The sequence below is a fragment of the Saccharothrix tamanrassetensis genome (assembly GCF_014203665.1).
GTDB classification, from domain to species: Bacteria; Actinomycetota; Actinomycetes; order Mycobacteriales; family Pseudonocardiaceae; genus Actinosynnema; species Actinosynnema tamanrassetense.
Genome location: NZ_JACHJN010000002.1, coordinates 507,976 through 533,611, shown reverse-complemented (window position 1 = coordinate 533,611; position 25,636 = coordinate 507,976). Strand labels below are relative to the sequence as shown.

Annotated in this window: 22 protein-coding genes and 1 pseudogene; 8 read left to right on the top strand and 15 right to left on the bottom strand. The window is 71.5% G+C overall.

Annotation, left to right across the window (positions count from 1 at the left end; translation table 11 throughout):
* Nucleotides 1-1,341: a cytochrome P450 gene (locus FHS29_RS07465; RefSeq protein ID WP_312864803.1), complete on the top strand. Its 1,341-nt coding sequence runs from the start codon at nucleotides 1-3 to the stop codon at nucleotides 1,339-1,341.
* Here FHS29_RS07465 and FHS29_RS07460 read toward each other — a convergent pair.
* From FHS29_RS07460 to guaB, 5 genes are all read right to left on the bottom strand, one after another.
* Nucleotides 1,316-2,632, bottom strand: coding sequence for an FAD-dependent monooxygenase (locus FHS29_RS07460; RefSeq protein ID WP_312864802.1), 1,317 nt, complete (start codon nucleotides 2,630-2,632; stop codon nucleotides 1,316-1,318). The two genes, FHS29_RS07465 and FHS29_RS07460, sit on opposite strands and share 26 nt — an antisense overlap.
* A complete protein-coding gene (locus FHS29_RS07455) occupies nucleotides 2,629-3,588 on the bottom strand; it encodes an MBL fold metallo-hydrolase (protein WP_184689489.1) in 960 nt (319 codons plus the stop codon). The genes FHS29_RS07460 and FHS29_RS07455 overlap by 4 nt, the downstream gene beginning before the upstream one ends.
* A 79-nt stretch (nucleotides 3,589-3,667) precedes the next feature.
* On the bottom strand, nucleotides 3,668-5,386 hold the full coding sequence (locus tag FHS29_RS07450) for a GMC family oxidoreductase (protein WP_184689487.1): 1,719 nt from the start codon (nucleotides 5,384-5,386) through the stop codon (nucleotides 3,668-3,670).
* 198 nt (nucleotides 5,387-5,584) lie between these two features.
* Nucleotides 5,585-6,718: a GuaB3 family IMP dehydrogenase-related protein gene (locus FHS29_RS07445; protein WP_184689485.1), complete on the bottom strand. Its 1,134-nt coding sequence runs from the start codon at nucleotides 6,716-6,718 to the stop codon at nucleotides 5,585-5,587.
* A 45-nt stretch (nucleotides 6,719-6,763) separates the two neighbouring features.
* Nucleotides 6,764-8,275 (bottom strand): IMP dehydrogenase, encoded by a 1,512-nt coding sequence (guaB, locus tag FHS29_RS07440; protein ID WP_184689483.1) that lies wholly within the window; start codon nucleotides 8,273-8,275, stop codon nucleotides 6,764-6,766.
* Nucleotides 8,276-8,342: 67 nt separating this feature from the next.
* Between guaB and FHS29_RS07435 the strand changes: the two genes are divergently transcribed.
* Nucleotides 8,343-8,792 carry a DUF5319 domain-containing protein gene (locus FHS29_RS07435; protein WP_184689482.1) on the top strand — a complete coding sequence of 150 codons (450 nt, stop codon included), beginning with the start codon at nucleotides 8,343-8,345 and terminating at the stop codon, nucleotides 8,790-8,792.
* Between the two features lie 212 nt (nucleotides 8,793-9,004).
* On the opposite strand, the gene FHS29_RS07430 is transcribed toward FHS29_RS07435, so the two are convergent.
* The 3 genes and pseudogenes from FHS29_RS07430 to FHS29_RS07420 all read right to left on the bottom strand — a co-directional run bounded on the left by FHS29_RS07430 (nucleotide 9,005) and on the right by FHS29_RS07420 (nucleotide 11,324).
* Nucleotides 9,005-9,919, bottom strand: a complete 915-nt coding sequence (locus FHS29_RS07430; protein ID WP_184689480.1) for an anti-sigma-D factor RsdA — start codon at nucleotides 9,917-9,919, stop codon at nucleotides 9,005-9,007.
* Complete coding sequence (locus FHS29_RS07425) at nucleotides 9,920-10,492, bottom strand: sigma-70 family RNA polymerase sigma factor (RefSeq protein ID WP_184689478.1); 573 nt, start codon at nucleotides 10,490-10,492, stop codon at nucleotides 9,920-9,922.
* A 234-nt stretch (nucleotides 10,493-10,726) separates the two neighbouring features.
* Nucleotides 10,727-11,324, bottom strand: a pseudogene (locus FHS29_RS07420) (response regulator transcription factor).
* Nucleotides 11,325-11,908: 584 nt separating this feature from the next.
* Here FHS29_RS07420 and FHS29_RS07415 point away from each other — a divergent pair.
* Nucleotides 11,909-12,502: a hypothetical protein gene (locus FHS29_RS07415; protein WP_184689477.1), complete on the top strand. Its 594-nt coding sequence runs from the start codon at nucleotides 11,909-11,911 to the stop codon at nucleotides 12,500-12,502.
* A gap of 51 nt (nucleotides 12,503-12,553) precedes the next feature.
* On the opposite strand, the gene FHS29_RS07410 is transcribed toward FHS29_RS07415, so the two are convergent.
* Nucleotides 12,554-13,579, bottom strand: a complete 1,026-nt coding sequence (locus FHS29_RS07410; RefSeq protein WP_184690040.1) for a MerR family transcriptional regulator — start codon at nucleotides 13,577-13,579, stop codon at nucleotides 12,554-12,556.
* Between the two features lie 189 nt (nucleotides 13,580-13,768).
* Between FHS29_RS07410 and FHS29_RS07405 the strand changes: the two genes are divergently transcribed.
* Nucleotides 13,769-14,065 carry a WhiB family transcriptional regulator gene (locus tag FHS29_RS07405; RefSeq protein ID WP_184689475.1) on the top strand — a complete coding sequence of 99 codons (297 nt, stop codon included), beginning with the start codon at nucleotides 13,769-13,771 and terminating at the stop codon, nucleotides 14,063-14,065.
* A 315-nt stretch (nucleotides 14,066-14,380) separates the two neighbouring features.
* Here the strand turns inward: FHS29_RS07405 and groL are convergent, their stop codons facing one another.
* A complete protein-coding gene (groL, locus tag FHS29_RS07400) occupies nucleotides 14,381-16,003 on the bottom strand; it encodes a chaperonin GroEL (RefSeq protein WP_184689473.1) in 1,623 nt (540 codons plus the stop codon).
* 90 nt (nucleotides 16,004-16,093) lie between these two features.
* Nucleotides 16,094-16,387: a co-chaperone GroES gene (groES, locus tag FHS29_RS07395; protein WP_033428811.1), complete on the bottom strand. Its 294-nt coding sequence runs from the start codon at nucleotides 16,385-16,387 to the stop codon at nucleotides 16,094-16,096.
* A gap of 420 nt (nucleotides 16,388-16,807) precedes the next feature.
* Here groES and FHS29_RS07390 point away from each other — a divergent pair, with 420 nt between their 5' ends.
* Nucleotides 16,808-18,313, top strand: coding sequence for an alkaline phosphatase D family protein (locus FHS29_RS07390; protein WP_184689471.1), 1,506 nt, complete (start codon nucleotides 16,808-16,810; stop codon nucleotides 18,311-18,313).
* A gap of 126 nt (nucleotides 18,314-18,439) precedes the next feature.
* Here FHS29_RS07390 and FHS29_RS07385 read toward each other — a convergent pair whose 3' ends face one another.
* Nucleotides 18,440-19,303 (bottom strand): NAD(P)-dependent oxidoreductase, encoded by an 864-nt coding sequence (locus tag FHS29_RS07385; protein ID WP_184689469.1) that lies wholly within the window; start codon nucleotides 19,301-19,303, stop codon nucleotides 18,440-18,442.
* A 133-nt stretch (nucleotides 19,304-19,436) separates the two neighbouring features.
* Between FHS29_RS07385 and FHS29_RS07380 the strand changes: the two genes are divergently transcribed.
* Complete coding sequence (locus FHS29_RS07380; RefSeq protein ID WP_184689468.1) at nucleotides 19,437-22,466, top strand: AfsR/SARP family transcriptional regulator; 3,030 nt, start codon at nucleotides 19,437-19,439, stop codon at nucleotides 22,464-22,466.
* Here the strand turns inward: FHS29_RS07380 and tsaD are convergent.
* From tsaD to tsaB, 3 genes are read right to left on the bottom strand one after another with little or no spacing between them, the layout of a single operon-like run.
* The gene (tsaD, locus tag FHS29_RS07375; protein ID WP_184689466.1) at nucleotides 22,437-23,489 is read right to left on the bottom strand and encodes a tRNA (adenosine(37)-N6)-threonylcarbamoyltransferase complex transferase subunit TsaD; all 1,053 of its coding nucleotides are present in this window, start codon (nucleotides 23,487-23,489) and stop codon (nucleotides 22,437-22,439) included. The two genes, FHS29_RS07380 and tsaD, sit on opposite strands and share 30 nt — an antisense overlap.
* Entirely contained in the window at nucleotides 23,482-23,940 is a 459-nt protein-coding gene (gene rimI, locus FHS29_RS07370; protein ID WP_184689465.1) for a ribosomal protein S18-alanine N-acetyltransferase, read from the bottom strand. The genes tsaD and rimI overlap by 8 nt, the downstream gene beginning before the upstream one ends.
* Nucleotides 23,937-24,623, bottom strand: coding sequence for a tRNA (adenosine(37)-N6)-threonylcarbamoyltransferase complex dimerization subunit type 1 TsaB (tsaB, locus tag FHS29_RS07365; RefSeq protein ID WP_184690038.1), 687 nt, complete (start codon nucleotides 24,621-24,623; stop codon nucleotides 23,937-23,939). The genes rimI and tsaB overlap by 4 nt, the downstream gene beginning before the upstream one ends.
* Nucleotides 24,624-24,945: 322 nt before the next feature.
* Between tsaB and FHS29_RS07360 the strand changes: the two genes are divergently transcribed.
* A complete protein-coding gene (locus tag FHS29_RS07360) occupies nucleotides 24,946-25,317 on the top strand; it encodes a MerR family transcriptional regulator (protein ID WP_184689463.1) in 372 nt (123 codons plus the stop codon).
* Nucleotides 25,305-25,610 (top strand): thioredoxin family protein, encoded by a 306-nt coding sequence (locus FHS29_RS07355; protein ID WP_184689462.1) that lies wholly within the window; start codon nucleotides 25,305-25,307, stop codon nucleotides 25,608-25,610. Before FHS29_RS07360 ends, FHS29_RS07355 begins: the two co-directional genes overlap by 13 nt.
* Nucleotides 25,611-25,636 lie beyond the last annotated feature (26 nt).

Sequence of the window (25,636 nt, the reverse complement as noted above, 5' to 3'; positions counted from 1 at the left end):
GTGACGGACACGGCGGCGATCCCCCACCCACCGTGGCGGGTGCCGTTCGTCGGCGACGTCGTGGGGACCAGCCTCCGCACGCCCGTGCAGGACACCATGAAGCAGGGCAGCGGTCTCGGCCCGATCTTCACCCGGCGGTTCCTGAACCGGGAGGTGGTGTTCGTCGCCGGGGCCGCGCTGACCGCCGAGCTGGCCGACGAGTCGCGGTTCGCCAAGCACCTCGCGCTGGGCGTGGAGGAGTTGCGCGGCATCGGCGGGGACGGGCTGTTCACCGCGTACAACGAGGAACCGAACTGGAAGGCCGCGCACGACGTGCTGCTGCCCGCCTTCACGCAGGGCGCGATGCGGGCCTACCACCCGGCGATGGTGGACGTGACCGCGGAACTGGTCGGGAAGTGGGACCGGGGCGGGGAAGTCGACGTGTCGGCGGACATGACGAAGCTGACCCTGGAGACGATCGGGCGGGTCGGGTTCGGGTACTCGTTCGAGTCGTTCCGACGCGAGCAGGCGCATCCGTTCGTCTCGGCGATGATCGGCTCACTGCGTTACGCGCAGCGCAAGAGCTTCCAGTTCCCGTGGGCGCGCAAGCTCTTCGGGCGTGCCGCGGAGGAACGCAACCGGGCCGATGTCGCCTACCTGGCGCAGGTCGTGGACGAGGTGATCCGGTCCCGGCGCGGCTCGGAGGGCACGGACCTGTTGGGGCTCATGCTCTCCTCGGGCGCACTGGACGAGGTGAACATCCGCAACCAGGTCATCACGTTCCTGATCGCCGGGCACGAGACGACCTCGGGCGCGTTGTCGTTCGCGCTGTACTACCTGTCCCGCAACCCTTCCGTGTTCGCGCGGGCGCGGGAGGAGGTCGACCGGGTCTGGGGTTCCGCCTCGGAGCCGAGCTTCGAGCAGGTGACCAAGCTGCGGTACGTGCGGCGGGTGCTGGACGAGTCGCTGCGGCTGTGGCCGACCGCACCCGGTTACGCACGCGAGGCGCGGGTCGACACCGTGCTGGGCAAGCGGTACCGGATGCGGGCCGGGCAGTGGGCGTTGGTGATGCTCCCCCTGGTGCACCGGGATCCCTCGGTGTGGCCGGAGCCGGAGCGGTTCGACCCGGACCGGTTCGCACCCGAGCAGGTCAAGGCCCGGCCCGCGCACGTCTACAAGCCGTTCGGGACCGGGGAACGGGCGTGCATCGGGCGGCAGTTCGCCGTGCACGAGGCGACCCTGGCGCTGGGCACCGTGCTGCGGCGGTACGACCTGGCCGCCGATCCGGGCTACCGGTTGCGGGTCAAGGAGATGCTGACGCTCAAACCGGCCGGGTTCAGCGTGACACCACGTCGTCGGTGAAACCCTTGGCTCTCCGCAGGGCAGCGTCCAGGTCGGTCCCGACAGCGGCGAGGTGGCCGTCCGGGCGGATCAGGACGCCGTCCTCCACCGTGAAGCCGGGGCCGGACCTCTTGCTGTCCTCGACGAGTTCACCGGAGCACCCGGGGCTCGTCAGCGGCGAGTCGCGGTAGGCGAACGGCTCGAACAGTCGCCCGGAGTCGATCTTCGCCGTGTCCCCGCGTTCCAGGACTTCCCGGCGGTGCGCGCGATCAGCTTCCGTGCGCGGCACGAGGAACCTCATGGTGGCGCCGGTGACCCGCAGGTTCTCGTCGGCCGCCGCACCGCGTTCCTGTTCGTACGACGGCAGGAGCGCGGGTCCGGCCTCACCCCGGCGGTCCAGCACGACCTTCCAGGCCGCGTTGTCCGCGTCGCAGATGCCGGAGTTCAGGCCCCGCGCGCCGAACGGGCTCATGACGTGCGCCGAGTCGCCGACGAGCAGCACCCTGCCGACACGGAACTTCGTGGCGCGGCGCTGGTGGAACCGGTACGTGGACTGCCACAGCACCTCGTACGGCCGGTCGCCGGTGATCTCCCGGATGTACTCGTCCGACAGCCGGAAGCCCTCCGGCACCTGCCAGTCGACCCGGTGGACGCCATCGGGCTGCGGGTGCAGGAGCACCTGGCGGCCGGGGTTCCAGGCCGGGTCGAAGTAGAAGAGGCGCTCCGGCACCCGGTGCCCCAGGTCGACCTTGATGTCGGCGATGACGAACAGGTCGTCGAACGAGTGGCCCTCGAACCCGATGCCGAGCAGCTCGCGGATCGTGGACTTGACGCCGTCGGCGGCCAGGCAGTGCGTGCCCTCCAGCACCTGCGTCCGGGACGACGTCGGGCATTCCGTCGTCACGCGGACGCTCTCGCCCTGGTGGACGCCGACAACCCGCTGCCCGTAACGAAGATCGATCAACGGCTCCGCGCGGACGCGTGCCTCCAGGATGCGTTCGACGTCGGTCTGCGGGGTGTTGACGAACGGCGGGAAGCCTTGCCGCTTCGGCAGTTCCACCGTCATGACCTCGCGGTCGCGGAAGAACGTGCGACCTCGATACCAGGTGACGCCCGCGTCCGCGACGGCCTGACCCGCGCCGACGCGTTCCAGGATGTTGAGCACGTCGTGCTGCACGCAGATCGCCCGGCTGCCCACGGCGGCGCGTTCCCGGGCCGCCTCCAGGACCACGCTCGGCACACCCGCGCGGGCCAGCAGCAGCGCGGCCGTCAGGCCGACCGGACCCGCGCCGACCACCAGCACCCGGGTCACTGCAACGCCGCCCACACCTCGCGATCCCGTTCGGCGGTCCAGATCCGCGGCCAGTCCGTGCCTTCGCACTCGTCCCAGTACCGCTGCACGTCGAACGGCAGGCAGTGCTCGAAGATCGGCCACCGGCCGTAGCGCGGGGCGAGCGCCTCGTGCGCGGCCCGGAAGGCCTGCTTCACGGTGCCGCCGCTGAGGTGCACGGAGCCGACCGTGCGCCGCAGCTCGTCCAGGAAGTGCCGGGACTGCGCGATGGCGGCGTCCACCTCGCCCCGGTCTCGGGCCACCGCGCCGCGTCCGCCGACCAGCTTCTCCGCGCCCAGCGCCCGCACGTTGTCCAAAGTGGACGTCGCCCACTCGTTGTGGAAGGCGTCGCCGGTGTACAGCGCGGCCTGCGACTCCACCAGGTCCCCGGCGAACAGGATCCGCTGGTGCGGCAACCACGCCACGATGTCACCGGCGGTGTGCCCGCGTCCGCAGTAGCGCAGTTCGAGGTCACCCCGGTCGCCGCCGAGCGGGATGGTGAGCCGGTCGGAGAACGTCAGCGTCGGCCAGGTCAGGCCGGGGATCGAGCCGGGTTCTTCGAACAGGCGCGGCATCCGGCCGTACTCGCTGGCCCAGTCCTGCCGACCGCGTTCCGCGATCAGGGTCTTGGTCAGCTCGTGCGCGATGACCTCTTCCGCCCCGAACTCGCTCGCGCCCAAGGTCCGCACCGCGTGGTAGTGGCTCAACACCAGGTAGCGCACGGGTTTGTCGGTGCGCTCCCGGAGCATCCCCAGCCATCGCCGCGCGGCCACCGGGGTCGCTCTCGCCTCGACGCAGACCACGAAGTCCTCGGCCTCGACGGCGCCGACGTTCGGGTCACCTCCGGCGGTGAGGGCGTAGACCCCCTCCGCGAGTTCGACGAGCTCCTCGTCCTTGGGTGCGAGATCGGCGCTGGACGCAAACGGCTTCGCTGCCACACCTCTCACCATAGGGCGAGCGCGGCGGCCGTGCCGCTACCGGCTTTTCACCTCCACACCGGGCGACCGCGACCGGCGGCTAGGAGGTCTTCACCGCCACGATCGGCAGCCGCAACGCACCGGGCGCGGACGGCGGCACGGCCGGCTTCACCGGGTTCACCGCCGCCACCCGCCGGTACCCCTCGCCCTGCGCCGGGCGCTGGTCCGCCTCGCCCTTGTTGGGCCACAGCGAGAACGCGCGCTCCGCCTGCGCGGTGATGGTCAGCGACGGGTTCACGCCGAGGTTCGCCGAGATCGCCGCCCCGTCCACCACCGACAGGCCGGGGTAGCCGTGGACCCGGTGGTACGGGTCGATCACGCCGGTCCCGGCGTCCGCGCCGATCGGGCAGCCGCCGATGAAGTGGGCGGTGAGGGGGATGTTGAACAGCTCCCCCCAGGTTCCGCCCGCCACGCCGCCGATGTGCTTCGCCGCCAGCAGGTTCGCCCGGTGGCCCGCCGGGATGAACGCCGGGTTCGGCTCGCCGTGCCCCTGCTTGGACGACAGCTTGCGGCGCAGCAGGCCCTTCTTGCTGTACGTGGTGATCGAGTTGTCCAGGCTCTGCATCACCAGCAGGATCACGGACCGCTCGCTCCAGCGGTGCACGGAGATGATCCGGGCGAACCGCACCGGGTGCCGCAGGACCTGGCCGAAGAACTGGAGCAGGCGCGGCGTGCTCTTCGCGCCGTCCGTGGCCAGCGTCTGGAGCAGGCCCATGACGTTGCTGCCCTTGCCGTAGCGGACCGGCTCGATGTGGGTCTGCTCGTCCGGGTGGATGGACGACGTGATGGCCACCCCCTGGCTGAAGTTCCGGTTCTCGTCCACGGTCAACCGGCCGGCGCCGATGATCGCCTCGGAGTTGGTCCGGGTCAGCTCGCCCAGCCTGGCCGACAGGCGGGGCAGCTTGCCCTCGGCCTTCATCCGGTGCAGCAGCTGCTGGGTACCCCACGTGCCCGCCGCCAGCACGACCTGGCCGGCGGTGATGGTGCGACGCCCCTTGCGCAACTTGCCGCCCGTGCGGCGGGTGCCGACGGACCACGTGCCGTCCGGGGCCTGGCGCAGGTCCGTGACGGTGGTGAGCGGCAGCACCTCCGCGCCGTTGCGCTCGGCCAGGTACAGGTAGTTCTTGACCAGGGTGTTCTTCGCGCCCACCCGGCAGCCGGTCATGCACTCGCCGCACTCCACGCACCCGGTGCGCCGCGGTCCCGCGCCACCGAAGTACGGGTCGTCGGCGACCTCGCCGGCCTCGCCGAAGAACACGCCGACCGGCGTCGCGTGGTAGCTGTCGGCCACGCCCATGTCCTCGGCGACCCGCTGCATGACCACGTCGGACGGCGTGGTCGTCGGGTTCTCCACCACGCCCAGCATCCGGCTCGCCTGGTCGTAGAACGGGGCGAGCTCGCTCTCCCAGTCGGTGATGTGCGCCCACTGGCGGTCGTGGTAGAACGGCTTGAGCGGCCGGTAGAGCGTGTTCGCGTACACCAGCGACCCGCCGCCCACGCCGGAGCCGGCCAGGATCATCACGTTGCGCAGGGCGTGGATGCGCTGGATGCCGTAGCAGCCCAGCGCCGGCGCCCACAGGTAGCGCCGCAGGTCCCACGAAGTCTTGGCGAACTCGTCGTCGGCGAACCTCCGGCCCGCCTCGATCACCGCGACGCGGTAGCCCTTCTCGGTGAGGCGGAGGGCCGCGACGCTGCCACCGAAGCCTGAACCCACGACGACGACGTCGTACTCGGTCTTGTTACCGGCGAGTTCACCCATGGTTGGGAGATTAGGCGTAACTTCGAGTAACAGCTAGTCCCAATCGGTGCAGACCGCTGGGCGCAGCAAGAAGCCCTCACCGGGGTGAGGGCTTCTCGACACAAACGATCAGTGGCCTGATGGTCTGCACGCAGACGGTCGACGCGCTGAAGCTCGGCGGGCAGACGGTCGGTGCACTGAAGCTCGGTGTGCCGATGATCAGCCGCGAACGGTCAGGCCGACCTTCTGGAACTCCTTGATGTCCGAGTACCCGGTCTTGGCCATCGCCCGGCGCAGCGAACCGAACAGGTTCGTCACCCCGCGCGGGTCCACCGACGGCCCGAACAGCAGGCTGCGCAGGTCCACCACCTGATCCACGCCGGTCGACACGTGGCTGCGGGGCACCGACGGGTGCGCCGACGCGGCCGTCCAGTACAGGCCCTGCCCCGGTGCCTCGGCCGCCGCCGCGAGCGGCTCGCCCAGCATCACCGCGTCCGCGCCGCAGGCGATCGACTTGGCGACGTCACCGCTGGTCAGCACGCCACCGTCGGCGATCACGTGCACGTACCGGCCACCGGTCTCGTCCAGGTAGTCCCGGCGGGCCGCCGCCGCGTCCGCGATCGCCGTCGCCATCGGCACGCCGATGCCCAGCACCGCGTCCGTCGTGGTCACGCCCGGCGTGTAGCCGTAGCCGACGATCACGCCCGCCGCGCCGGTGCGCATCAGGTGCATGGCCGTCCGGTAGTCGCCGACGCCGCCCGCGATGACCGGGATGTCCAGGTCCGCGATGAACGACTTCAGGTTCAGCGGCTCACCGTCGCGCGACACGTGCTCGGCGGAGATGATCGTGCCCTGCACGACCAGGATCTCCACGCCCGCCGCCAGCAGGTCCGGCGTCAGCTCGGCGGCCCGCTGCGGGCTCACCCGCACCGCCACCGTGACACCCGACTCGCGCACCTGCTTGATCGCCTCGGCGATCAGGTCCAGGCGCACCGGGGCGGAGTGCAGCTCCTGCAGCACCTTCACCGGCGCGGCCGGGTCGTCGGTGTCCTCCACCGACTGCACCAGCCGGAACAGCGCCTCGTCCACGTCGCCGTGACGCGCCCACAGGCCCTCGGCGTTGATCACGCCCAGGCCGCCCAGCTCGCCCACCGCCACCGCCGTGCCCGGCGACACGATGGCGTCCGTCGGGTGGGTGATCAGCGGGATCTCGAACCGGTAGGCGTCGATCTGCCACGCCGTCGAGACGTCCTTGGACGAACGGGTCCTGCGGGACGGGATGATCTCGACGTCGTCCAGCTCGTAGGCCCGCCTCGCGGTCCGGCCCATGCCGATCTCGACCAGATCGCGCACCTTTGTCGTCCTCTCGTGGAGCTAGCGGAACCAGAGGACCCTAGCTCAGCGGGTCGTGTAGTTCGGAGCCTCTACCGTCATCGTGATGTCGTGCGGGTGGCTTTCCTTCAGCCCCGCCGCGGTGATCCGCACCAGCTGCTTGCGCTGGAGGTCGGGGACGGTCGGCGAACCGGTGTAGCCCATGGCCGCCCGCAGGCCGCCGACGAGCTGGTGCACCACCGACGACAGCGGGCCCCGGAACGGCGTGCGGCCCTCGATGCCCTCGGGCACCAGCTTGTCCTCGGACAGCACGTCGTCCTGGAAGTACCGGTCCTTCGAGTACGACTTGCCCTCGCCGCGCCCCTGGAGCGCGGCCAGCGAGCCCATGCCCCGGTAGGTCTTGAACTGCTTGCCGTTGACCAGCACCAGCTCACCCGGCGCCTCGGCGGTGCCCGCCAGCAGGCTGCCCAGCATGACCGCGCTCGCGCCCGCCGCGATGGCCTTCGCGATGTCGCCGGAGTACTGGATGCCGCCGTCGCCGATCACCGGGACGCCCGCCGGCGCGCACGCCAGGCTCGCCTCGTAGATCGCCGAGATCTGCGGCACACCCACCCCGGCGACCACGCGCGTGGTGCAGATCGAGCCGGGGCCGACGCCCACCTTCACGCCGTCCGCGCCCGCGTCCACCAGCGCCTGGGCGCCCGCGCGGGTCGCCACGTTGCCGCCGACGACGTCGACGTCCTCGCCCAGCTCCTTCTTCACCCGGGCGACCATCTCCAGCACGTTGCGCTGGTGGCCGTGCGCGGTGTCCACCATGATCACGTCGATGCCCGCGTCGGCCAGTGCCATCGCGCGGGCGAAGCTGTCCTCGCCGACACCGATCGCGGCGGCGCACAGCAGCCTGCCGTCCGGGTCCTTGGAGGCGTTCGGGTACTGCTCGGTCTTGACGAAGTCCTTGACGGTGATCAGGCCCCGCAGCTTGCCGTCGCCGTCCACGATCGGCAGCTTCTCGATCTTGTGCCGGCGCAGCAGGCCCAGCGCGGCCTCGGCCGACACGCCGACCTGCGCGGTGACCAGCGGGCCCTTGGTCATGACCTCGCTGACCTTGCGGGAGTGGTCCACCTCGAAACGCATGTCCCGGTTCGTGATGATGCCCACCAGCTTGCCGCCCGCGTCGGTCACCGGCACACCGGAGATGCGGTAGCGGGCGCACAGGTCGTCCACGTGCTTGATGGTGTCGTCCGGGGTGCAGGTCACCGGGTCGCTGACCATGCCCGCCTCGGAGCGCTTCACGGTCTCCGCCTGACGGGCCTGCTCGTCGATCGACAGGTTGCGGTGCAGCACGCCGATCCCGCCCTGGCGGGCCATCGAGATGGCCATCCGGCCCTCGGTCACGGTGTCCATCGCGGCGGACGCCAGCGGAACCCGGAGGGTGGTGTTGCGGGAGATCCTGGTGCTGGTGTCCACGCCGCTCGGCACGATCTCGGACTCAGCGGGCAGCAGCAGTACATCGTCGAAGGTCAGTCCCAGCATGGCGAACTTGGGGGGGACTCCGTCAGCGTTGAGCTCGCTGGTCATGGCGGCTGGCTTGCCTTCCGTCGTGCGGTGATCCCGCCGCCCGCACGGGGGTTTTCCGCAGGCGGCGATGGGTTCAGCCCATGGTATCTGGACGTGGTCGGGGGTCTGCCCGGTACCGTGCGTGGTCGTGCCGCACGACGCGTTGCCACCAGACCCGTTCGCGGGCGACCCCGAGGACCCGGCACGGGCCCTGGGCGCTCCGGACGACGACCACGACCACCCACCGATGGACGACGTCGAGCGGGCCGAGCTGATCGGCGACCTGAGCGACCTCGCCGTGTACCAGGCGCTGCTGGAACCCCGTGGTGTCAGGGGGATCGTGGTGGACTGCGGCGAGTGCGAGGAGCCGCACTACCACGACTGGGCGCTGCTCCGGTCGAGCCTGGAGCAGCTGCTGTCGGACGGGCGGATGCGCCCGCACGAGCCCGCCTACGACCCCGACCCGGCCGCGTACGTGAGCTGGGAGTACTGCCGCGGTTACGCGGACGGGGTGACGGCGACCGAGAGCGCCCGCTGATCCGGCGGCCCCGACCGGCCGGGTTGTGACGAATCACTCGCCGACGACTTCAGTCGTGTGGTGAGGATCGTTGAACGATCAGCTGCCGACGATCTGAGGGTCGACGATCTCGGTGTCAGGGGATCCGGCGTAGACAGCGAACTGCCCGCCCCTCGTGGTGAGGAACGGGCAGTCGTCCGAGTCTGCTTGCCGGCGGTCTAGTTACCGGTGGCCTAGTTACCGGTGGGCTCCGCGTTGGTGCCGTTGTTCGTGCCGGGGTCGCTGCGGGTCTCGCCGGCGGGAGGCTCACCACTCGGCGGCGGCGGCACCGCAGTCCCGTCCGTGGTCGGAGGCAAGGTGGTCGGCGGCAACGTGGTCGGCACCGTGGTCGTCGTCGGATCCGTGGTCCGCGACGGCACCGTGGTCCGCGACGGCACCGTCGTCGGCTCCGTCGGCACCAGCGGCGTGGAGGACAGCGTGTGGGTGGTCGGCGTGTTCGGCGTCGACGGGGTGGTGCTGGTCAGCTCGCGCACCAGCGAGTCGTGCTTCTGCGTCAGGTCGTCCTTGCCGTCGTCCGCCGAGACGGACGGCAGCACCTCGCGGGCCTTGTCCAACAGGTCGCGGGCTTCGCCGTACCGACCCGCGCTCAGCGCGAGGCGTGCGGTCTCCAGGTCGGTGCTGACCTTCACGGCGGCTTCCACCGACCGGGCGTGGTCCGAGTAGAGGACCCGGGTCAGGCCCCACAGCGCGTCACCCGGCTGAGCGTCGCGGGCCACCAGGCTCACCCCGGTGAACGCGATCGCCAGCACGGCGGCGGCGCTCGCCAGGGGGATCAGGAAGCGGTGCCTGCCCCGCTGCTGGGGGCGGGCCGCGGCGATCGTCGCCACGGCGGTGTCGGTGTCGACCAGCTCGCCCATGGGACGGCTGTCGACCTCCCGCCGCCAGGCGAGCAGCAGCGCGTTCAGCTCATCTTCGACCAGCGCGTCGGTCTGGCCACGCCCACCGAGCGCGTCCAGCAACGCGTCATCAGCCCGGATGCCCGCGAGGTCGTCGCCGGGCTCCACCAGGGGGTCATCCGAAGTGAGCGGCGTTCTCTCATCTCGTCCGCGCACGAGTTCTCCATCGCCCTTCTTGTGCTGATCGGCCACTCAGACCACCTCCTCCGCTGCCAAGGTCTTGCGGAGGCGGGCCAACGCCCGGTGTTGCGCCACCCGCACCGCGCCCGGCGTGGAGCCGACCGCGTCGGCGGTCTCTTCGGCCGACAGGCCGACGACCACTCGGAGCAGCAGGATTTCCCGCTGCTTCTCCGGAAGGATCTTCAGGAGCTGCGCCATCCGCCCGGAGAGCTCGCCCTGCATGGCGCGCTGTTCGGGACCGGCCTCCGTCTCCGGGGCGTCCGGTACTTCGGGGACCGGTTCGGACCGGTTCCTGGCAGCGGAGCGATGCGCGTCGGCGACCTTGTGCGCTGCGATCCCGTAGACGAACGCCAAGAACGGCCGACCCTGGTCGCGATAGCTGGGCAGGGCCGTCAGCACCGCGAGACACACCTCCTGGGCCACGTCGTCCGCCGAAGCGAAAGACCTCTCCTGCCTTCCGACTCGGGCGCGGCAGTACCGCACCACCAAGGGACGAATGGATGCCAGCAGGCGCTCGATCGCGTGGCGGTCGCCTTCGACGGCTGCGCCCACTTCGGCGTCCAGTCCGTCCCCCAAGTTGGTCATCGCAGACAACAGCCCTGGTGTTACGCGTAGGCGTACCGACAACGAACGGCACGGGACGATCGACGTCGCCCGTACCGGTGACACTTACCGTACCGGTCCTGGGACCGGATGTTGGTAAATGGGGTCCAAAGACCCCATCCAGAGGTGCCGACACGCCCGGACAACGAACCAGCCCGGCGACGATTGCGTCACCGGGCTGACCGGAGGAAGGAGTGCCGGCTGGTGTGACCGGGCCTACGACACGAGCCCGCGCCGGAAGCCGTGGGCCACGGGCCTGGGCGCGGTCGCGCACGCCGAGCTTGCGGAACAGCCGGCGGGCGTGGGTCTTGACGGTGTCCTCCGACAGGTAGAGCTCGCGCCCGATCTGCCCGTTGCTCTTGCCCTGGCTCATCCCGCGCAGCACCTGGAGTTCCCGCTCGGTGAGCTGGACGCCCGGATCGGACGGTTGGCGCGGAGCGGGCACGGAGGTGCTCGCCAGCGTGTGCGCGAGCGCGGCCACCAGTTCCGGGCGCGAGGCGTCCCAGCGGAGATACCCGCGGGCACCGCCGGCGATCGCGGCGGCGATGCTGCCCGCGTCGTCCGGTGCGCCGAACACGATGACGTTTGCCTGCGGGTTGGCCGAGACGAGTCGCCGGGTCGCTTCGACGCCGGTCGGGACGGCGCGCTGGGTTCCCACCAGCACCACGTCCACCGGCTGCCTGGAGAAGCGAGCCAACAACTCGTCACCGTGCGCTACGCAGTCGATGCGGCTAACCCCGGGGACAGCCGACATCACGCGGGTGAGACCCTCCCGCACACTGCGCCGGTCGTCGCAAATAAGGACCGTGGTCACGGGGACTCCTTCCTGCAGCCGAGTGACGTTCCACTTCCCCTATCGGACGCTAGGGGCCGAACCTTGACACGATCCGGTGCTTAATCCGTCAAGAAATTCGTCTGGGGGTCTGCGTTCGGGGGTTCCCCGGAACGGAGCAGCGCCGTCGGGATCCACGGAGAGTGTGCCGCGACTCGTCGGCTGATCGGATCAGCTCTGCGTAACACGCAGCTCAGAGCGTTGACGGCGGCTGTCCGGACCTTTGCGGTCTCCGCAGGATTGCGGACAACGGGGCTGGTCAGGAGCACAAGTGCCGTCGGCCAGGACAACGAGAGGAGGCCGTGGCAGTGAGTGTGATTTAGGACACACTGAAGGATACGCCCGCCCCGTTCGGCGCTTTCGGGTGTCCCCCACACCACTAATGCGGTCCCCAGGACGAGTCTGGACTTGAGGATGTGTCGCGTTGCACCTGCCGCTTCGGACTGCTCCACGGCCTCCACGGCCGGCCCAACCGCTAGCTCCGCGTAACCACTCGCCAGCTCGATCTCGGCGGCCACCCAGTGTCGGCGGACGGTGGTGCGCCAGCCTCGCGGGACGACTTGGGCGTGCAGTCGGCGAGCCTCCACGAGACGGCCCACACCCAGTGCGTCGGCCGCGAGCCCGAGCAGGGCGTCGGCCCGCGCTCCGGCCAGGTCCACGCCGTCTTCGTCCAGACTGCCTTGGCTCAAACCGTCTTCAGTCAGACCGTCTTTGGCTGGACCGTCTTTCGCCAGAGCGTCTTTCGCTGGACCGTGTTGCGCCGAACGGCCTTTGTCCAGACCGTCGACCTCCAAATGGTCGCCCTGCTGAAGGGGCCGACGATCGGTGCACTGATCATCTCCGGATCGACGGTCGTGCGCGTCACCACGGTTGTGAGCAGGCGGAGGAAGAGGTGGCAGGGTCGCGAGGGCCAAGGCGTCGAGCCTGCGGGCGACGGCGTGGGCGCCGAGTTGGCGGCGGTGCGAGGCGAGGGTGGAAGCGGCGAGCGAGACGGTCAGTGGATCACCGGACCGGACGAGTGCTTGCAGCAGCGTCGCGGCGGCGGCGTAGTGCCCTTGGCCGCCCAGCACGACGGCCGCGAGCCACCGTTCCTCGGCCGTACCGGTCGCCGCGCGCCACACGTCGGCTCCCGGGCGGTCGCCGAACGCGGCCGCGCGTAGTGGGTCCACGAGGACCATTGTCCGCTGGATCGTCGTCCGGCAGATCGTTGATCAGCACACGGCCCGTTCGATGACGTCCGCTGCCTCGGCCAGTCCTCTGACCCGCTCCGCCGGCGCCGGCACGATGCCGCGCTCCCACCCGGGTCCGCCGACGAACACCCGCACCTGCTGCCGGGTCCGCGGCAACGCCGACACCGCGCCCGGATCGGCGTAGCGCGGCAGCTGCGCCCACAGCACGACCGCCGAGGGCGCGGTCCTCCGAACGGCGGACGACAAGGCGTCGAGCGGAAGGGCCGCGCCGAGCTGGCGGACGCCGACACCGCGTTCGGCGAGCACCGCCGCCAACGGGTAGAGCGGCAGGTTGTGCCGCTCCTCCGGCATGCACGCCAGCAGCACCGGCCGGTGGTTGCGCGGTTCGGCGACGATCGGCGTGGCGCGGACCATCGCGGCCAGCACGCACTCGTCCAGCAGGTGCGACACCTCCACCCCCGCGCCCGAGTGCTCCCACCGGGTGGCGATCGCGCCCAGCACCGGGCGGACCACGTCGTTCCAGGTGGCGACGACCCCGTCCTGCGCGATCGAGTCGGCCAGCAGCAGTTGGACCGCGGACGAGTCCATCGCCAACGCCGCCCGCCCCACGCCGCGCGCCAGGCGGCTCGCACCCGGCAGCTTCAGCCCGCGACCACCCGCCGGGGGCGATCCGGTGTCGAACTCCCCCCCGGTCAGCAGCGGCGGCGGGCCGGCCGGGTGCCGCACGACCAGTCGGGGCTGCGGTACCGGCGCGGCCAGGGCGTACTTGGCCGCATCGGCGCTCGACGCGCCCCGCAGCAGCGCCCGCTGCATCAGTTCCAGCCGCGCCACGTCGTTGGGTGCGTACTTCCGGTGTCGCCCGGTGGTGTGATCACTGGGTCCGAGGCCGTAGCGGCGGTCCCACGTGCGCAAGGTGGCCGGCGCGACTCCCAGCCGACGGGCGACCGCGGCCACCGACAGGGTCACCGAATGCGCAGGATCATCTTCTGCCGCAACGGATTCCCGCTCGCCGTCCGGCGTCGCCGCGGGGTGCTCGGGGGGCGTCATCACGCTGACATCGTCCGTTCACTTGACGTCACGGGCAACTCCTGGGGTGACGTGGACTGATCACCCATCGAATGAATTGCCATCTTTCTGCCCCTGCCCCCCTTGAACAAGTTTTGAAGCGGTTCTACGGTGGATCATCGTTAAGCCGAATGGAGCAGTTCACGTCAGTGGGCCAAGGAGGCGGTCTCGATGGCGGACACCCGAAGGCTTCCCGGTCCCAATGCCGATCTGTGGGACTGGCAGATGCGCGGCTCGTGCCGCGGGATGGACAGCGCGTTCTTCTTCCACCCGGACGGGGAACGCGGCCCGGCGAGGGCCAGGCGGGAGGCACGGGCGAAAGCCGTGTGCCTGTCGTGTCCGGTTTTGGAGATGTGCCGGCGCCACGCGCTGGCGGTGCAGGAACCGTACGGGATCTGGGGCGGGCTCTCGGAATCCGAACGCGACAGCATCATCAAGGCCCGCAAGCGGCAGTTGGCGATGACCTGACGCGTGCGGGCGCGGGAGGCACGCACGCGGAAGGGGCGGCGTCGGCAGACGCCGCCCCTTCGCCGCACGTCGGGGCCTGTCGCCGGTCGAGCGTCCGCCCGCGCTGCCCGGATGCTCGGGGTGCGGCGGATCGGGCGCCGCCACGGTGGCCGGACGCCGAAGGGGCGGCACCCTCGTCGGGTGCCGCCCCTTCGTGCTGTCAGCGTGCTGTCGGTCGTGCCGCCGGTCGTGCTGTCGGCTCGACCCGGCTCGCCGGGCCGACCGGGTCGACAGGTGGCCGTCCGGTCGCCGGCGGGCCGGGGCCCGCCGTTCGGGTCAGTGGCCGTGACCGTGACCGTGGCCGTGACCGCCGCCGGCCGGGTCCTCTTCCTTCTTCTCCACGATGGCGCTCTCCGTGGTGAGCACCATCCGGGCGATGGAAGCGGCGTTCGAGACGGCCGAGCGGGTGACCTTGACCGGGTCGATGATGCCTGCTTCGAGCAGGTCGCCGTAGGTCAGCGTGGCCGCGTTGAGGCCGAAGCCCCAGTCCTGCTCGCGGACCTTGTTGACCACGACCGCACCTTCCAGGCCGGCGTTGGCCGCGATCCAGAACAGCGCCGAGCCGAGGGCTTCGCGGACCACCGCGACACCCGTCGCCTCGTCGCCGGACAGGCCCAGACCGCCGTCGAGCACCTTGGCCGCGTGCACCAGCGCGGAGCCGCCGCCGGGGACGATGCCCTCCTCGACCGCCGCCTTGGTCGCCGCCACCGCGTCCTCGATGCGGTGCTTGCGCTCCTTCAGCTCGGTCTCGGTGGCCGCGCCGACCTTGATCACCGCGATGCCGCCGGACAGCTTCGCGAGCCGCTCCTGGAGCTTCTCGCGGTCCCAGTCGGAGTCGGTCGACTCGATCTCGCGGCGCAGCTGCTCCGCGCGACCGGCCACGTCCGCCTTGGCGCCGCCGCCGTCGACGATCGTGGTGTTGTCCTTCGACACCACGACGCGCCGCGCCGAACCCAGCACGTCCAGGTTGGCCTCGGACAGCTTCAGGCCCACCTCGGCGGCGATGACCTGCCCACCGGTGACGACCGCGAGGTCGTCCAGGAACGCCTTGCGGCGGTCGCCGAAGTACGGCGCCTTGACCGCGACCACGCGCAGCGTCTTGCGCAGGGCGTTGACCACCAGCGTGGACAGCGCCTCGCCCTCGACGTCCTCGGCGACGATGACCAGCGGCTTGCCCGCCTCGGCCACCTTCTCCAGGATCGGCAGCAGGTCGGCCAGGGCGCTGATCTTCTCGCGGTGCAGCAGGATGCGGGCGTCCTCGAACACCGTCTCCTGCGCCTCGAGGTCGGTCGCGAAGTGCGCCGAGATGTAGCCCTTGTCGAACTGCACGCCCTCGGTGATCTGGAGCTCGGTGGCCAGCGTCGAGGACTCCTCGACGGTGATCACACCGTCCTCGCCGACCTTCTCGATGGCCTCGCCGAGCAGGTTGCCGATCGACGCGTCACGCGACGACACGGTGCCCACCTGGGCGATGTTGTCGCGGCCCTTGACCGGGGTGGCCTTGCCCTTGAGCGCGTCCACGACGGCGTCGGCGGCGGCCTGGATGCCGCGGCCGAGCTCGGTCGGGTTCGCGCCCGCGGCGACGTTGCGCAGACCGACCCGCACCATGGCCTGGGCCAGCACGGTCGCGGTCGTCGTGCCGTCGCCCGCCACGTCGTTGGTCTTGGTGGCCACGCTCTTGGCGAGCTGGGCGCCGAGGTTCTCGAACGCGTCTTCCAGCTCGATCTCGCGGGCGATGGTCACACCGTCGTTGGTGACCGTCGGCCCACCGAACTTCTTGTCCAGCACGACGTGCCGGCCGCGCGGACCGAGGGTCACCTTGACCGTGTCCGCCAGCTTGTTCACGCCGCGCTCAAGAGCCCGACGAGCGTCCTCGTCGAAGCTGATCTGCTTGGGCATTACCTAGCCTCTCTCAAGTGCGCGAAACGCCCCGGTATCCCCGGTCGCGATGGATGGGGTCGCCGGGGCGTCCTGCGTGTCGGCCGAACGTCAGTTGATGACGGCCAGCACGTCGCGGGCGGAGAGGATGAGGTACTCCTCGCCGTTGTACTTGACCTCGGTGCCGCCGTACTTGGAGTAGATGACGACATCGCCGACAGCCACGTCCACGGGGACGCGGTTGCCCTTGTCGTCGATCCGGCCGGGGCCGACCGCGAGGACCTTGCCCTCCTGGGGCTTCTCCTTCGCGGTGTCCGGGATCACAAGGCCGGAAGCCGTCGTGGTCTCGGCCTCGCTGGCCTGGACGACGATCTTGTCCTCGAGCGGCTTGATGTTCACGCTCACCGGGCTGACCTCCACGGTCGTCGAAAGCGTTGGCAGGTTGCGTTTACGGCTCCTGCCACCCCGCCGTCGCGGGGGTCGGGGCGGTTGCTGGTGCCGTGCGTCTAGCACTCTACCCATGCGAGTGCCAACGCTTCAACGAACCCCCGTCAGTCCGCTCGGACGGCGGGTCGCGAACGCCTCCGAGGCCGGCGCCGAACCGGTCGGAGCCACGCTCCAAGACCGCGGACGCACCCCGCGTGAGGGATCGCCGACCGGTCGACCTCCTCGAAGCAGTGCCCACCACGGCTCCGAAGGCAGGGCGGATGCCCTCCGCCCGACTGCGAGGACCCGCACGTGCGCTGGAATACCGGAGTTGTGCCGGCCTTTTGCAGGCACCCCGGAGTTCACCCGTACGCCACCCTGATGGGTGACGGTCTGGGCATGACCTCCGTGACACGACGTTCACTGATCATCGGCGGCGTGGCCCTGGCCACGGCGGGTGCGGGATTCGCCAAGCTGGACAACCCCTTCACGCTCGGTGTCGCGTCGGGCGACCCGAGCCACGACGGCGTGGTGCTGTGGACGCGGCTGGCGCCGAAGCCGCTGGACGAGGACGGCCTCGGCGGGATGCCGAACCGGGTCGTGCCGGTGCACTGGGAACTGGCCGAGGACGAGCGGTTCCGCCGGGTGGTGCGGCGCGGGGTCGAGATCGCCCGGCCGCAGTCGGCGCACAGCGTGCACGTGGAGCCGTTCGGGCTGCGGCCGGGCCGCGAGTACTTCTACCGGTTCCGGGTGGACGGGCACGTGTCGCCGGTCGGGCGCACCCGGACCGCGCCCGAGCCGTGGTCGATCGGGTCGGACCTGACCATGTGCTTCGCGTCCTGCGCGCACTTCGGCGAGGGGTACTTCACCGCGTACCGGCGGCTCGCCGAGGACGACCCGGACCTGGTGCTGCACCTGGGCGACTACCAGTACGAGTACGCGGCGAAGGCGTCCGACGCGCGGGTCGTGCTGGGCCCGGAGACGCGGACGCTGGCCGACTACCGGCTGCGGCACGCCCAGTACAAGACCGATGCCGACCTCCAGCTCGCGCACTCCGTCGCGCCCTGGCTGGTCGTCTGGGATGATCATGAAACGGAGAACAACTGGGCGGACGAGGTGCCCGAGCAGCCGGACCCGGACTTCCTCCGGCGGCGGGCGGCGGCGTTCCAGGCGTACTACGAGAACATGCCCCTGCGGCGCGGTGCCCGGCCCAACGGCATCGACATGCAGCTGTACCGGCGGGTGCGCTGGGGCAACCTGGCCACGTTCCACATGCTCGACACCCGGCAGTACCGGGACGATCAGGCGTGCGGCGACGGCTGGAAGACGTGCACCGACGCCGGCGCGCCGACCCGGACGATCACCGGGGCGGAGCAGGAGGCGTGGCTGCTGGACGGGTTCCGGCGGTCGCGGTCGCGCTGGGACGTGCTGGGGCAGCAGGTGTTCTTCGCCGAACGCGACCGCAAGGACGGTCCGGAGAAGGAGCTGTCCATGGACTCGTGGGACGGCTACCTGGCGTCACGGGACCGCGTCACGCGCGGCTGGGTCGACGCCCGCGTGCGCAACACGGTGGTGTTGACCGGTGACGTGCACGCGCACTACGCGGCGGACATCAAGGCCGACTGGAACGACCCGGCGTCGCGGACCGTCGGCACCGAGCTGGTGTGCACTTCGGTCACGTCGGGTGGGGACGGCAACGACACTGTGGACCAGACGCAGCTGCGGCTGAACCCGCACATCAAGCTGCACAGCCGGCGGCGCGGGTACGTGCGGACCCGGTTCTCCGCGTCGGAGCTGCGGGCGGACTTCCGCACGCTGCCGTACGTGCGGACGCCGGGGGCCGAGGCCGTGACGCTCAAGTCGTTCGTGGTGGAGGACCGCAACCCCGGCCTGAACCCGGTCTGAGCGCGGTCCGTGGATCCGGTTCGGACGCGGCCGTGATCCGGATCCACGAACGCGGCCACCCCGCGCCCCGGTTCGGTCGAGCCGCCGAAGGCGTCGTCCGACCCGGGGCGCGGGATGCCTTCCCGATCACTTCCCGCCGGGCTTCACCACGTTGTAGAGCGCGGTCCAGTTGTCCCGCCCGTGCCCGGCCGCGATGCCGCGCCGGTAGAGCGACTGGATGGCCTTCGGCAGCTCCGCGTCCACGCCCGTCGCCTCGCTGGCACCCACGACGTGGTCGGCGGAGGCGCCCATCATCAGGATGTTCGCCAGGTCGCCCGGGTACTGCCCGCGGTCGATGTTGGAGATCGTCTCCTCGAAGTACATCGTGATCGACTGGGCGTTGTCCTTCAGGTACGGCGCGAACTGCGCGGCGGACACGCCGGCGGTCTTGACCAGGGCGATGCTGTGCAGCATCGCGGCCAGGGTGGTCAGGAAGAAGTCCAGCTGCGCCAGGTAGAAGAGCTGGGCGAGCGAATGGTCCTCACCCAGGTAGTCGGGGCGGCCGACGACCTCCAGCACGTCCTCGTTCGCCTCGAAGACGTCCTTCGGCCCGCTGTAGAAGGCGTACGCGCCCTCCGCGCCGACCAGCGGCGCAGGCACCATCAAGCCGCCCGCCAGCAGTTCCGCGCCCCGCTCGGCCAGCCAGGCGGCGGCCTTGACGGTCGTCTCCGGGGTGTCCGAGCTCAGGTTGACGATCGTCTTGCCGGCGATCGTCCGCCCGTCGAGGATCTCGTACATCGCGGCGTAGTCGGTCAGGCTCAGGACGATCAGCCTGTTCGCGTCCAGGGCCTCCTGCACGGTGGCGGCCCGGGTGGCGCCCTGCTCGACCAACGCGTCGGCGCGGCTCGCGGTCCGGTTCCACACGGTGGTGGGGTGGCCGTGCTCCAGGAACTTCGCGACCATGGCCTGCCCCATCGGGCCGAGTCCGATCACCGTCAGCGGCGTGCTCATCCGTGGTTTCTCGCTTTCCTCGTTGTTGCCAGCAGGTTGCGGGGCTCCGCGCACGGTCCGCTGTGGGCGTGCTGTGGGTGCGCTGTGGGTCGCGGTTCCCGGGTAGGTCGGTGCGGGGCGTTAACGTCGACATGTGCGATTCGGCGTGCTGGGGCCCCTGGCGGTGTGGGCGGCGGACGGAACCCTCATCCGGGTGCCGGAGGCGAAGGTCCGGGCGCTGCTGGCGCACCTGCTGGTCGCCGAGGGCAAGCCGGTGTCGGTGGACCGGCTGGGGTCGACCCTGTGGGGTGGTCAACCGCCGGGCAACCCCGCGAACACCCTGCAGACCAAGGTTTCCGCGCTGCGGCGGGTGCTCGGGCGGGACGTGGTCACGTGGGAGCCACCGGGGTACGCGCTGCGCACCGGGTCGTCGGACCTGGCGGAGTTCCGGGCGCTGGTGGCGGCACGCGACTACGACGGGGCGCTGGCGTTGTGGCGCGGTGAGCCGTTGGCGGAGTTCGACGGCGAGCCGTTCGCGGTCGGGTTCGCGCGGCGGATGGCCGAGGAGCGGCTGGCCGTCGTGGAGGACTGGGCGGAGGCCCGGTTGGCGTCCGGGCAGGCGGTGTCGCTGGCCGACGAGGTGGCCCGGCACCCGTTGCGGGAGCGGTTGCGCGGGCTGCACATGCGGGCGCTGTTCCTGGCCGGGCGGCAGGTGGAGGCGCTGGAGAGCTACGCCGAGCTGCGACGGGAGCTGGCGGAGGAGCAGGGGCTGGAGCCGGGGCCCGAGCTGACGGCCGTGCACCAGGCGCTGTTGAGCCACGAGATCGCACGGCCGCGCACGAACCTGCCCGCCGCGGTGACCGAGCTGGTGGGGCGTGAGGGTGCGGTGCGCGAGGTCGGGGCGCTGCTGGGGGCTTCGCGACTGGTCACGCTGACCGGGCCCGGCGGGGTCGGCAAGACGCGGCTCGCGGTGGAGACGGGACGCGCGCTGACCGACACCGCAGACGGCGTCTGGCTGGTGGAACTGGCCGGCCTCGATCACGCCCGACCTGCCGGCACCGACACGACCGGCGCGGACACCACCGCGCTCGCGGGCACCCCGGGCAACCCCGACGTCACCGACACCGATCGGGTCGCGGGTGCGATCGCCGCCGTCCTGGGCGTCCGCGAAGACGCCCACGGCGGGTTCTCGCCGGGCACGTCCGACCGGCCGGCGGACCGGGTCGTCGAAGCCGTGCGCGGCCGGGAACTCCTGTTGGTGCTGGACAACTGCGAGCGCCTGGTCGAGCCGGTGGCCCACCTCGTCTCGACCCTGCTGCGCGCCGCCCCGAACCTGCGCATCCTGGCCACCAGCCAGGAACCCCTGGGCCTGGCCGCCGAGACCATCTGGTCCGTGCCCCCGCTGGACCTCCCGGGCGCGATCCGGCTGTTCACCGCCCGCGCCACCGCCGCCGCACCGGGCTTCACCCTCACCGCGGCCAACCAGGACACCGTCGCCGCGATCTGCCGCCGCCTGGACGGTCTCCCGCTGGCCCTGGAACTGGCCGCCACCCGGGTCCGCGCGCTGGGCGTCGACGCTCTCCTGCACCGCCTGCACGACCGCTTCCGCCTGCTCGCCACCGGCCACCGCGACGCCCCGGCCCGCCAGCGCACCCTCCGCGCCATGATCGACTGGAGCTGGGACCTGCTGACCGAGGCCGAGCGCACCGTGCTGCGCCGCCTCGCCGTCACCGTCGAAGGCTGCGCCCTGGACGCCGCCGAGGCGATCTGCGCGGGCGGCGACGTGCACCCCGACGACGTGCTGGACCTGCTCACCAGCCTGGTCAACCGCTCCCTGGTGGTCGCGCCGGAGCACGGCCCGCAGCCGCGTTACCGGCTGCTCGAATCCGTCTCCGACTACGGCCGCGAGCGCCTCCGCGAAGCGGGCGAGTTCGACGCCGTGCGAGCCCGGCACGCCGCGTTCTACCGCTCCCTGGCCGAACGCGCCGACGCGGAGCTGCGCGGACCCGACCAACTGGCCTGGCTGCACCGGCTGGACACCGACACGGCCAACCTCCGCGCCGCCCTCGAACTCGACCCCGGCATCGCGGAAAGCCTTGCCTGGTACTGGTTCCTGCGCGGCCGGGTGCAGGAGGCGCGCCGCAGCCTGGCCAACCCGTGGCGGATCGGCTTCACGGTGCTCGCGGGCGACCCCGCCGAGCCGTTCGACGCCGACGCCATCACCGACCCGCACGCCCTGTGGTTCCTCGGGTACGTGCTGTCCACGGTCGGCGACATGGCGACCGGTGAACGGCTCACCGACCGCGCCTACGCCGAGTTTCAGGCCCGCAGCGACGACTGGGGCGTGGCGGCGGCGCTGAGCGACCGGTTCAGCCAGGCCATGGCCAGGGGCGACATCGCCGGGGCCCGGGACGCCGCCGAACGGGCCGGTGAGGCGTTCACCGCGCTCGGCGACCGGTGGGGTCGGCTGCAGGCGTCGTTCGCCCTGGGCACGTTGGCCCAACTGGTCGGCGACTACCCGGAGGCCGCGCGGGTGCACCGGGAGGGCCTGCGGCTGGCCGAGGAGCTCCAGTCGTGGCCCGAGGTGTCGTACACGCTGTCCTGGCTGGGCCGGGTCGCGTTGCTGACCAAGGACTTCGCGCAGTCCCGGGTGCTGCACGAACGGGCCCGCCGGGTGGCCGCCGACCAGGGCTTCTCCCCCGGCGAGATGTACGCGGAGACCGGTCTGGCGCTCGGCGCGCGGCAGGAGGGCCTGCTGGACGAGGCCGAACGGCTGCTGCTGCGCATCCAGCGGTGGCACCGGCAGGTCGGGTTCGAGGCGGGCGGGACGCTGATCCTCGCCGAACGGGGCTTCGTCGCCGAACTGCGCGGCGACGTCGACACCGCGCTGAAGCTCCAGGAGGAAGGCCTCCAGCTCGCCCGGCAGACCGGCGACCCGCGCGCCATCGCGCTGGGGCACGAAGGCCTGGCGGGCGCGAAAGCCCTCGCGGGCGAACACGAACAGGCCGCGCGACTGCTGGGCCGGGCCGCCGCGAACCGGCTGTCGGTGGGCGTGCCACTGCCCGAAGCCCAGCGCCACGACGTGGACCGGATCACCGCCGTCGCCCGGGAAGCGTTGGGAGACAAGCGGTTCGACCAGGTGTTCCGGGAGGGGTCAGCGGATCTGGACGGTGCCCACCGGTAGACCGGGCACGGTGGACAGGTCCATCGGGGACGGCTTCGCGCCCGCCGCCACCAGGTGCGCGCCCAGCGCGGCGATCATCGCGCCGTTGTCCGTGCACAGCCTCGGTTTCGGCACGCGCAGCCCGATGCCGGCCGCGGCGCACCGCTCGGCGGCCAGACCGGACAGTCGCGAGTTCGCCGCGACCCCGCCGGAGATCACCAGGGTGTCCACGCCGAGGTCCTTGCACGCCCGGATCGCCTTGGCGGTCAGCACATCCGCCACGGCCTCCTGGAACGACGCGGCGACGTCCGCCAGCGGGATCTCCTCGCCCGCCCGCTCCTGCTTCTCCACCCACCGCGCCACGGAGGTCTTCAAGCCGGAGAACGAGAAGTCGTACTTCGAGTCACGCGGACCGGTCAGGCCGCGCGGGAACGCGATGGCGCACCCGTTGCCCTGCTTGGCCAACCTGTCGATCGGCGGACCACCGGGGTACGGGAGGTCGAGCAGCCGGGCGACCTTGTCGTACGCCTCGCCCGCCGCGTCGTCCACAGTGGACCCGATCTCGGTGATCCGGTCCGCCAGGCCTTCCACCAGCAGCAGTTGCGAGTGGCCGCCGGACACCAGCAGCGCCACGCACCGCTTCGGCAACGGCCCGTGCTGGAGCGTGTCCGCCGCCACGTGACCCGCCAGGTGGTTCACGCCGTAGAGCGGCTTGTCCAGCGCCGCCGCGTACGCCTTGGCCGCCGCCACACCGACCAGCAGCGCACCCGCGAGCCCCGGACCCGCGGTCACCGCGACCGAGTGGATGTCGGACAGCGCGATCCCGGCCTGCTCCACGGCCCGCCGCATGGTCGGCACCATCGCCTCCAGGTGCGCCCGCGACGCCACCTCGGGCACGACGCCGCCGAAGCGGGCGTGCTCCTCGACACTGGAGGCGACCTCGTCGGCGAGCAGTTCCAGCGCGCCGTCCGGGCCGAGCCGGACGATGCCGACGCCCGTCTCGTCGCACGAGCTCTCGATACCGAGGATGAGCCGGTCAGTCACGGTTCGCGGGCCTTCCCATCGTGTACGCGTCGGCGCCCGACGGCTGGTAGTAGCGGCGGCGCAGGCCCAGGTGCTCGAAGCCGTGCGCCAGGTAGAGCGAGATCGCCCGCGCGTTGTCCGTGCGGACCTCCAGGAACACCGGCACCTGCAACTCGTCGGCCTTCGCCAGCAGGGTGCGCAGCAGCGTCTTGCCGATCCCGCTGCTCTGCCAGCCCATGGCCACCGCGATGGTGTGCACGCTGGACTCGAAGTCCGTGAGCCCCAGCCCGGCGTACCCGATGAGCTTGCCGCCCACGTACGCGCCGACGTAGTAGTTGCCGTTGTCGAGTTCGGCGCGGAACGCGTGCTCGCTCCACGGGTCGTCGCCGGGGAAGACCTGGCGCTCGATCTCGGCGCACCGCGCGGCGTCCTCGTGCCGCAGCGGCGCGACGGTGACCGTGCCGGCGCTCACTTCGTCACCCGCTTGCGGCCGGCGGGCTCCACGGCGTCGGGTCGGCGCAGGTAGAGCGGGGTGAGGGCGGCCGGGCGCGCGCCGGACAGCAGCTCGTCGGCGGCAGCGGCGACCAGGGACGTCGGTGACGGGTAGGTGGCGTCCACCACGGGCAGGGCGAAGGTCTCGGCGTAGATCCGGGCGCCCTCGCCGGCGGCGTGGGTGACCGGGGGGAGCTTGGGCAGGACGTCGGCCGGGCGGTCCACGTGCGGGCCGTCCGTGCGGCGGCCGGCGGCGTCGTAGGCGGCCCAGTAGACCTCCTTGCGGCGGGCGTCGGTGGCCACCAGGAGCGGCGTGCCGGTGTGGGTGCCGAGCGCGACGGCGTCGAGCGCGATGGCGTCGGGCGTGGGCACCGGGTAGACGGGCCGGTTGAGCGCCTGGCCGAGGGCGGCGGCGGTGGCCAGGCCGACGCGCAGGCCGGTGAACGGGCCGGGGCCGGAGCCGACCACGATGGCGTCCAGCTCGGACAGCCGGTGGCCCGCTTCGGCCATGGCTTCCCGGAGGTGGGGGGTCAGCAGTTCGCCGTGCGCCTTCGCGTTCACCGTGACCCGCTGGGCGAGCAGGCGCGGTGGCTGTTCCGGCAGCAGTTCGACCACACCGGCGGTGACGGCGGGAGTGGCGGTGTCCAAGGCGAGCACTAGCACAATCGTCAAGGGTACGGCGTTGGATTGCCTCGACTCCGTCGAGGCGGGCTCGGTCGCCGGGAAGTCGGTAGGTCGGTCCTGATTTCGCGGCGATCGAAGGGCGTGATCGTCGCGAAATCAGGACCGACCTACCGACGCGACCTCGCGGGGGGGTGTAGCGGCTGCGGGCTCGCGGGGGGGTGGAGCGGCTGCGGGCTCGCGAGGGGGGTGTAGCGGCTGCGGGCTCGTTGCGGGAACCGGGTGGTTGGCTGGAGCTGGGGCACTGGCGGTGGGCTGAAGCACACTGGACTTGACGTGGGCGTCAAGGCGGAGGATCGGCATCGTGCGCATCGGTGAACTGGCGCGGCGGGGTGGGACCACCACCAGGGCGCTGCGCTACTACGAGTCCCTGGGTCTGCTCACCGCGCGGCGGACCGCCAACGGTCAGCGGGAGTACGACGAGCACGACCTGCGGCTGGTCGCCGAGATCCGGTCGCTGACCGGCATCGGGTTCGCGCTGGAGGACACCCGGCCGTTCGTGGAGTGCCTGCGCGACGGTCACACCAGCGGTGACGCCTGCCCGGCGTCGGTCGCGGTGTACCGGCGCAAGCTGGCCGAGCTGGACGAGTGCATCGCCCGGCTGGAGGGCGCCAGGGAACGGGTGCGCGCGCAACTCGACCAGGCTGAGCAGAGGAGCCGTCCGTGCAGACGCTGACCGACGACACGTTCACCGAGGAGACCCGCGAGGGCGCCGTGCTGGTGGAGTTCACCGCGAGCTGGTGCCCGCCGTGCCGGATGATCGAACCGGTGCTCGCCGAACTGGACCGCGAGCTGGGCTCGGTGCGGTTCGCCAAGATCGACACGGACGCCAACCCCCGGACCGCGCGGGACCTCGGGGTGATGGGGATGCCGACGCTCCAGCTGTACCAGGACGGAACGCTGGTCGCGCAGATCGTCGGCGCACGTCCGAAGCAGCAGCTGCTGGCGTGGCTCGAACCACACTTGTGATGCGTGCCGCGCGGGCGGCGGCCAAG

Bases quoted from the DNA above. Each gene is read 5' to 3' on its own strand.
- FHS29_RS07450 (WP_184689487.1), bottom strand. From the start codon at position 5,386: ATGGGTGAACTCGCCGGTAACAAGACCGAGTACGACGTCGTCGTCGTG.
- guaB (WP_184689483.1), bottom strand. From the start codon at position 8,275: ATGACCAGCGAGCTCAACGCTGACGGAGTCCCCCCCAAGTTCGCCATG.
- FHS29_RS07435 (WP_184689482.1), top strand. From the start codon at position 8,343: ATGGGTTCAGCCCATGGTATCTGGACGTGGTCGGGGGTCTGCCCGGTA.
- FHS29_RS07425 (WP_184689478.1), bottom strand. From the start codon at position 10,492: ATGACCAACTTGGGGGACGGACTGGACGCCGAAGTGGGCGCAGCCGTC.
- FHS29_RS07410 (WP_184690040.1), bottom strand. From the start codon at position 13,579: ATGACGCCCCCCGAGCACCCCGCGGCGACGCCGGACGGCGAGCGGGAA.
- FHS29_RS07405 (WP_184689475.1), top strand. From the start codon at position 13,769: ATGGCGGACACCCGAAGGCTTCCCGGTCCCAATGCCGATCTGTGGGAC.
- groL (WP_184689473.1), bottom strand. From the start codon at position 16,003: ATGCCCAAGCAGATCAGCTTCGACGAGGACGCTCGTCGGGCTCTTGAG.
- FHS29_RS07390 (WP_184689471.1), top strand. From the start codon at position 16,808: ATGACCTCCGTGACACGACGTTCACTGATCATCGGCGGCGTGGCCCTG.
- FHS29_RS07385 (WP_184689469.1), bottom strand. From the start codon at position 19,303: ATGAGCACGCCGCTGACGGTGATCGGACTCGGCCCGATGGGGCAGGCC.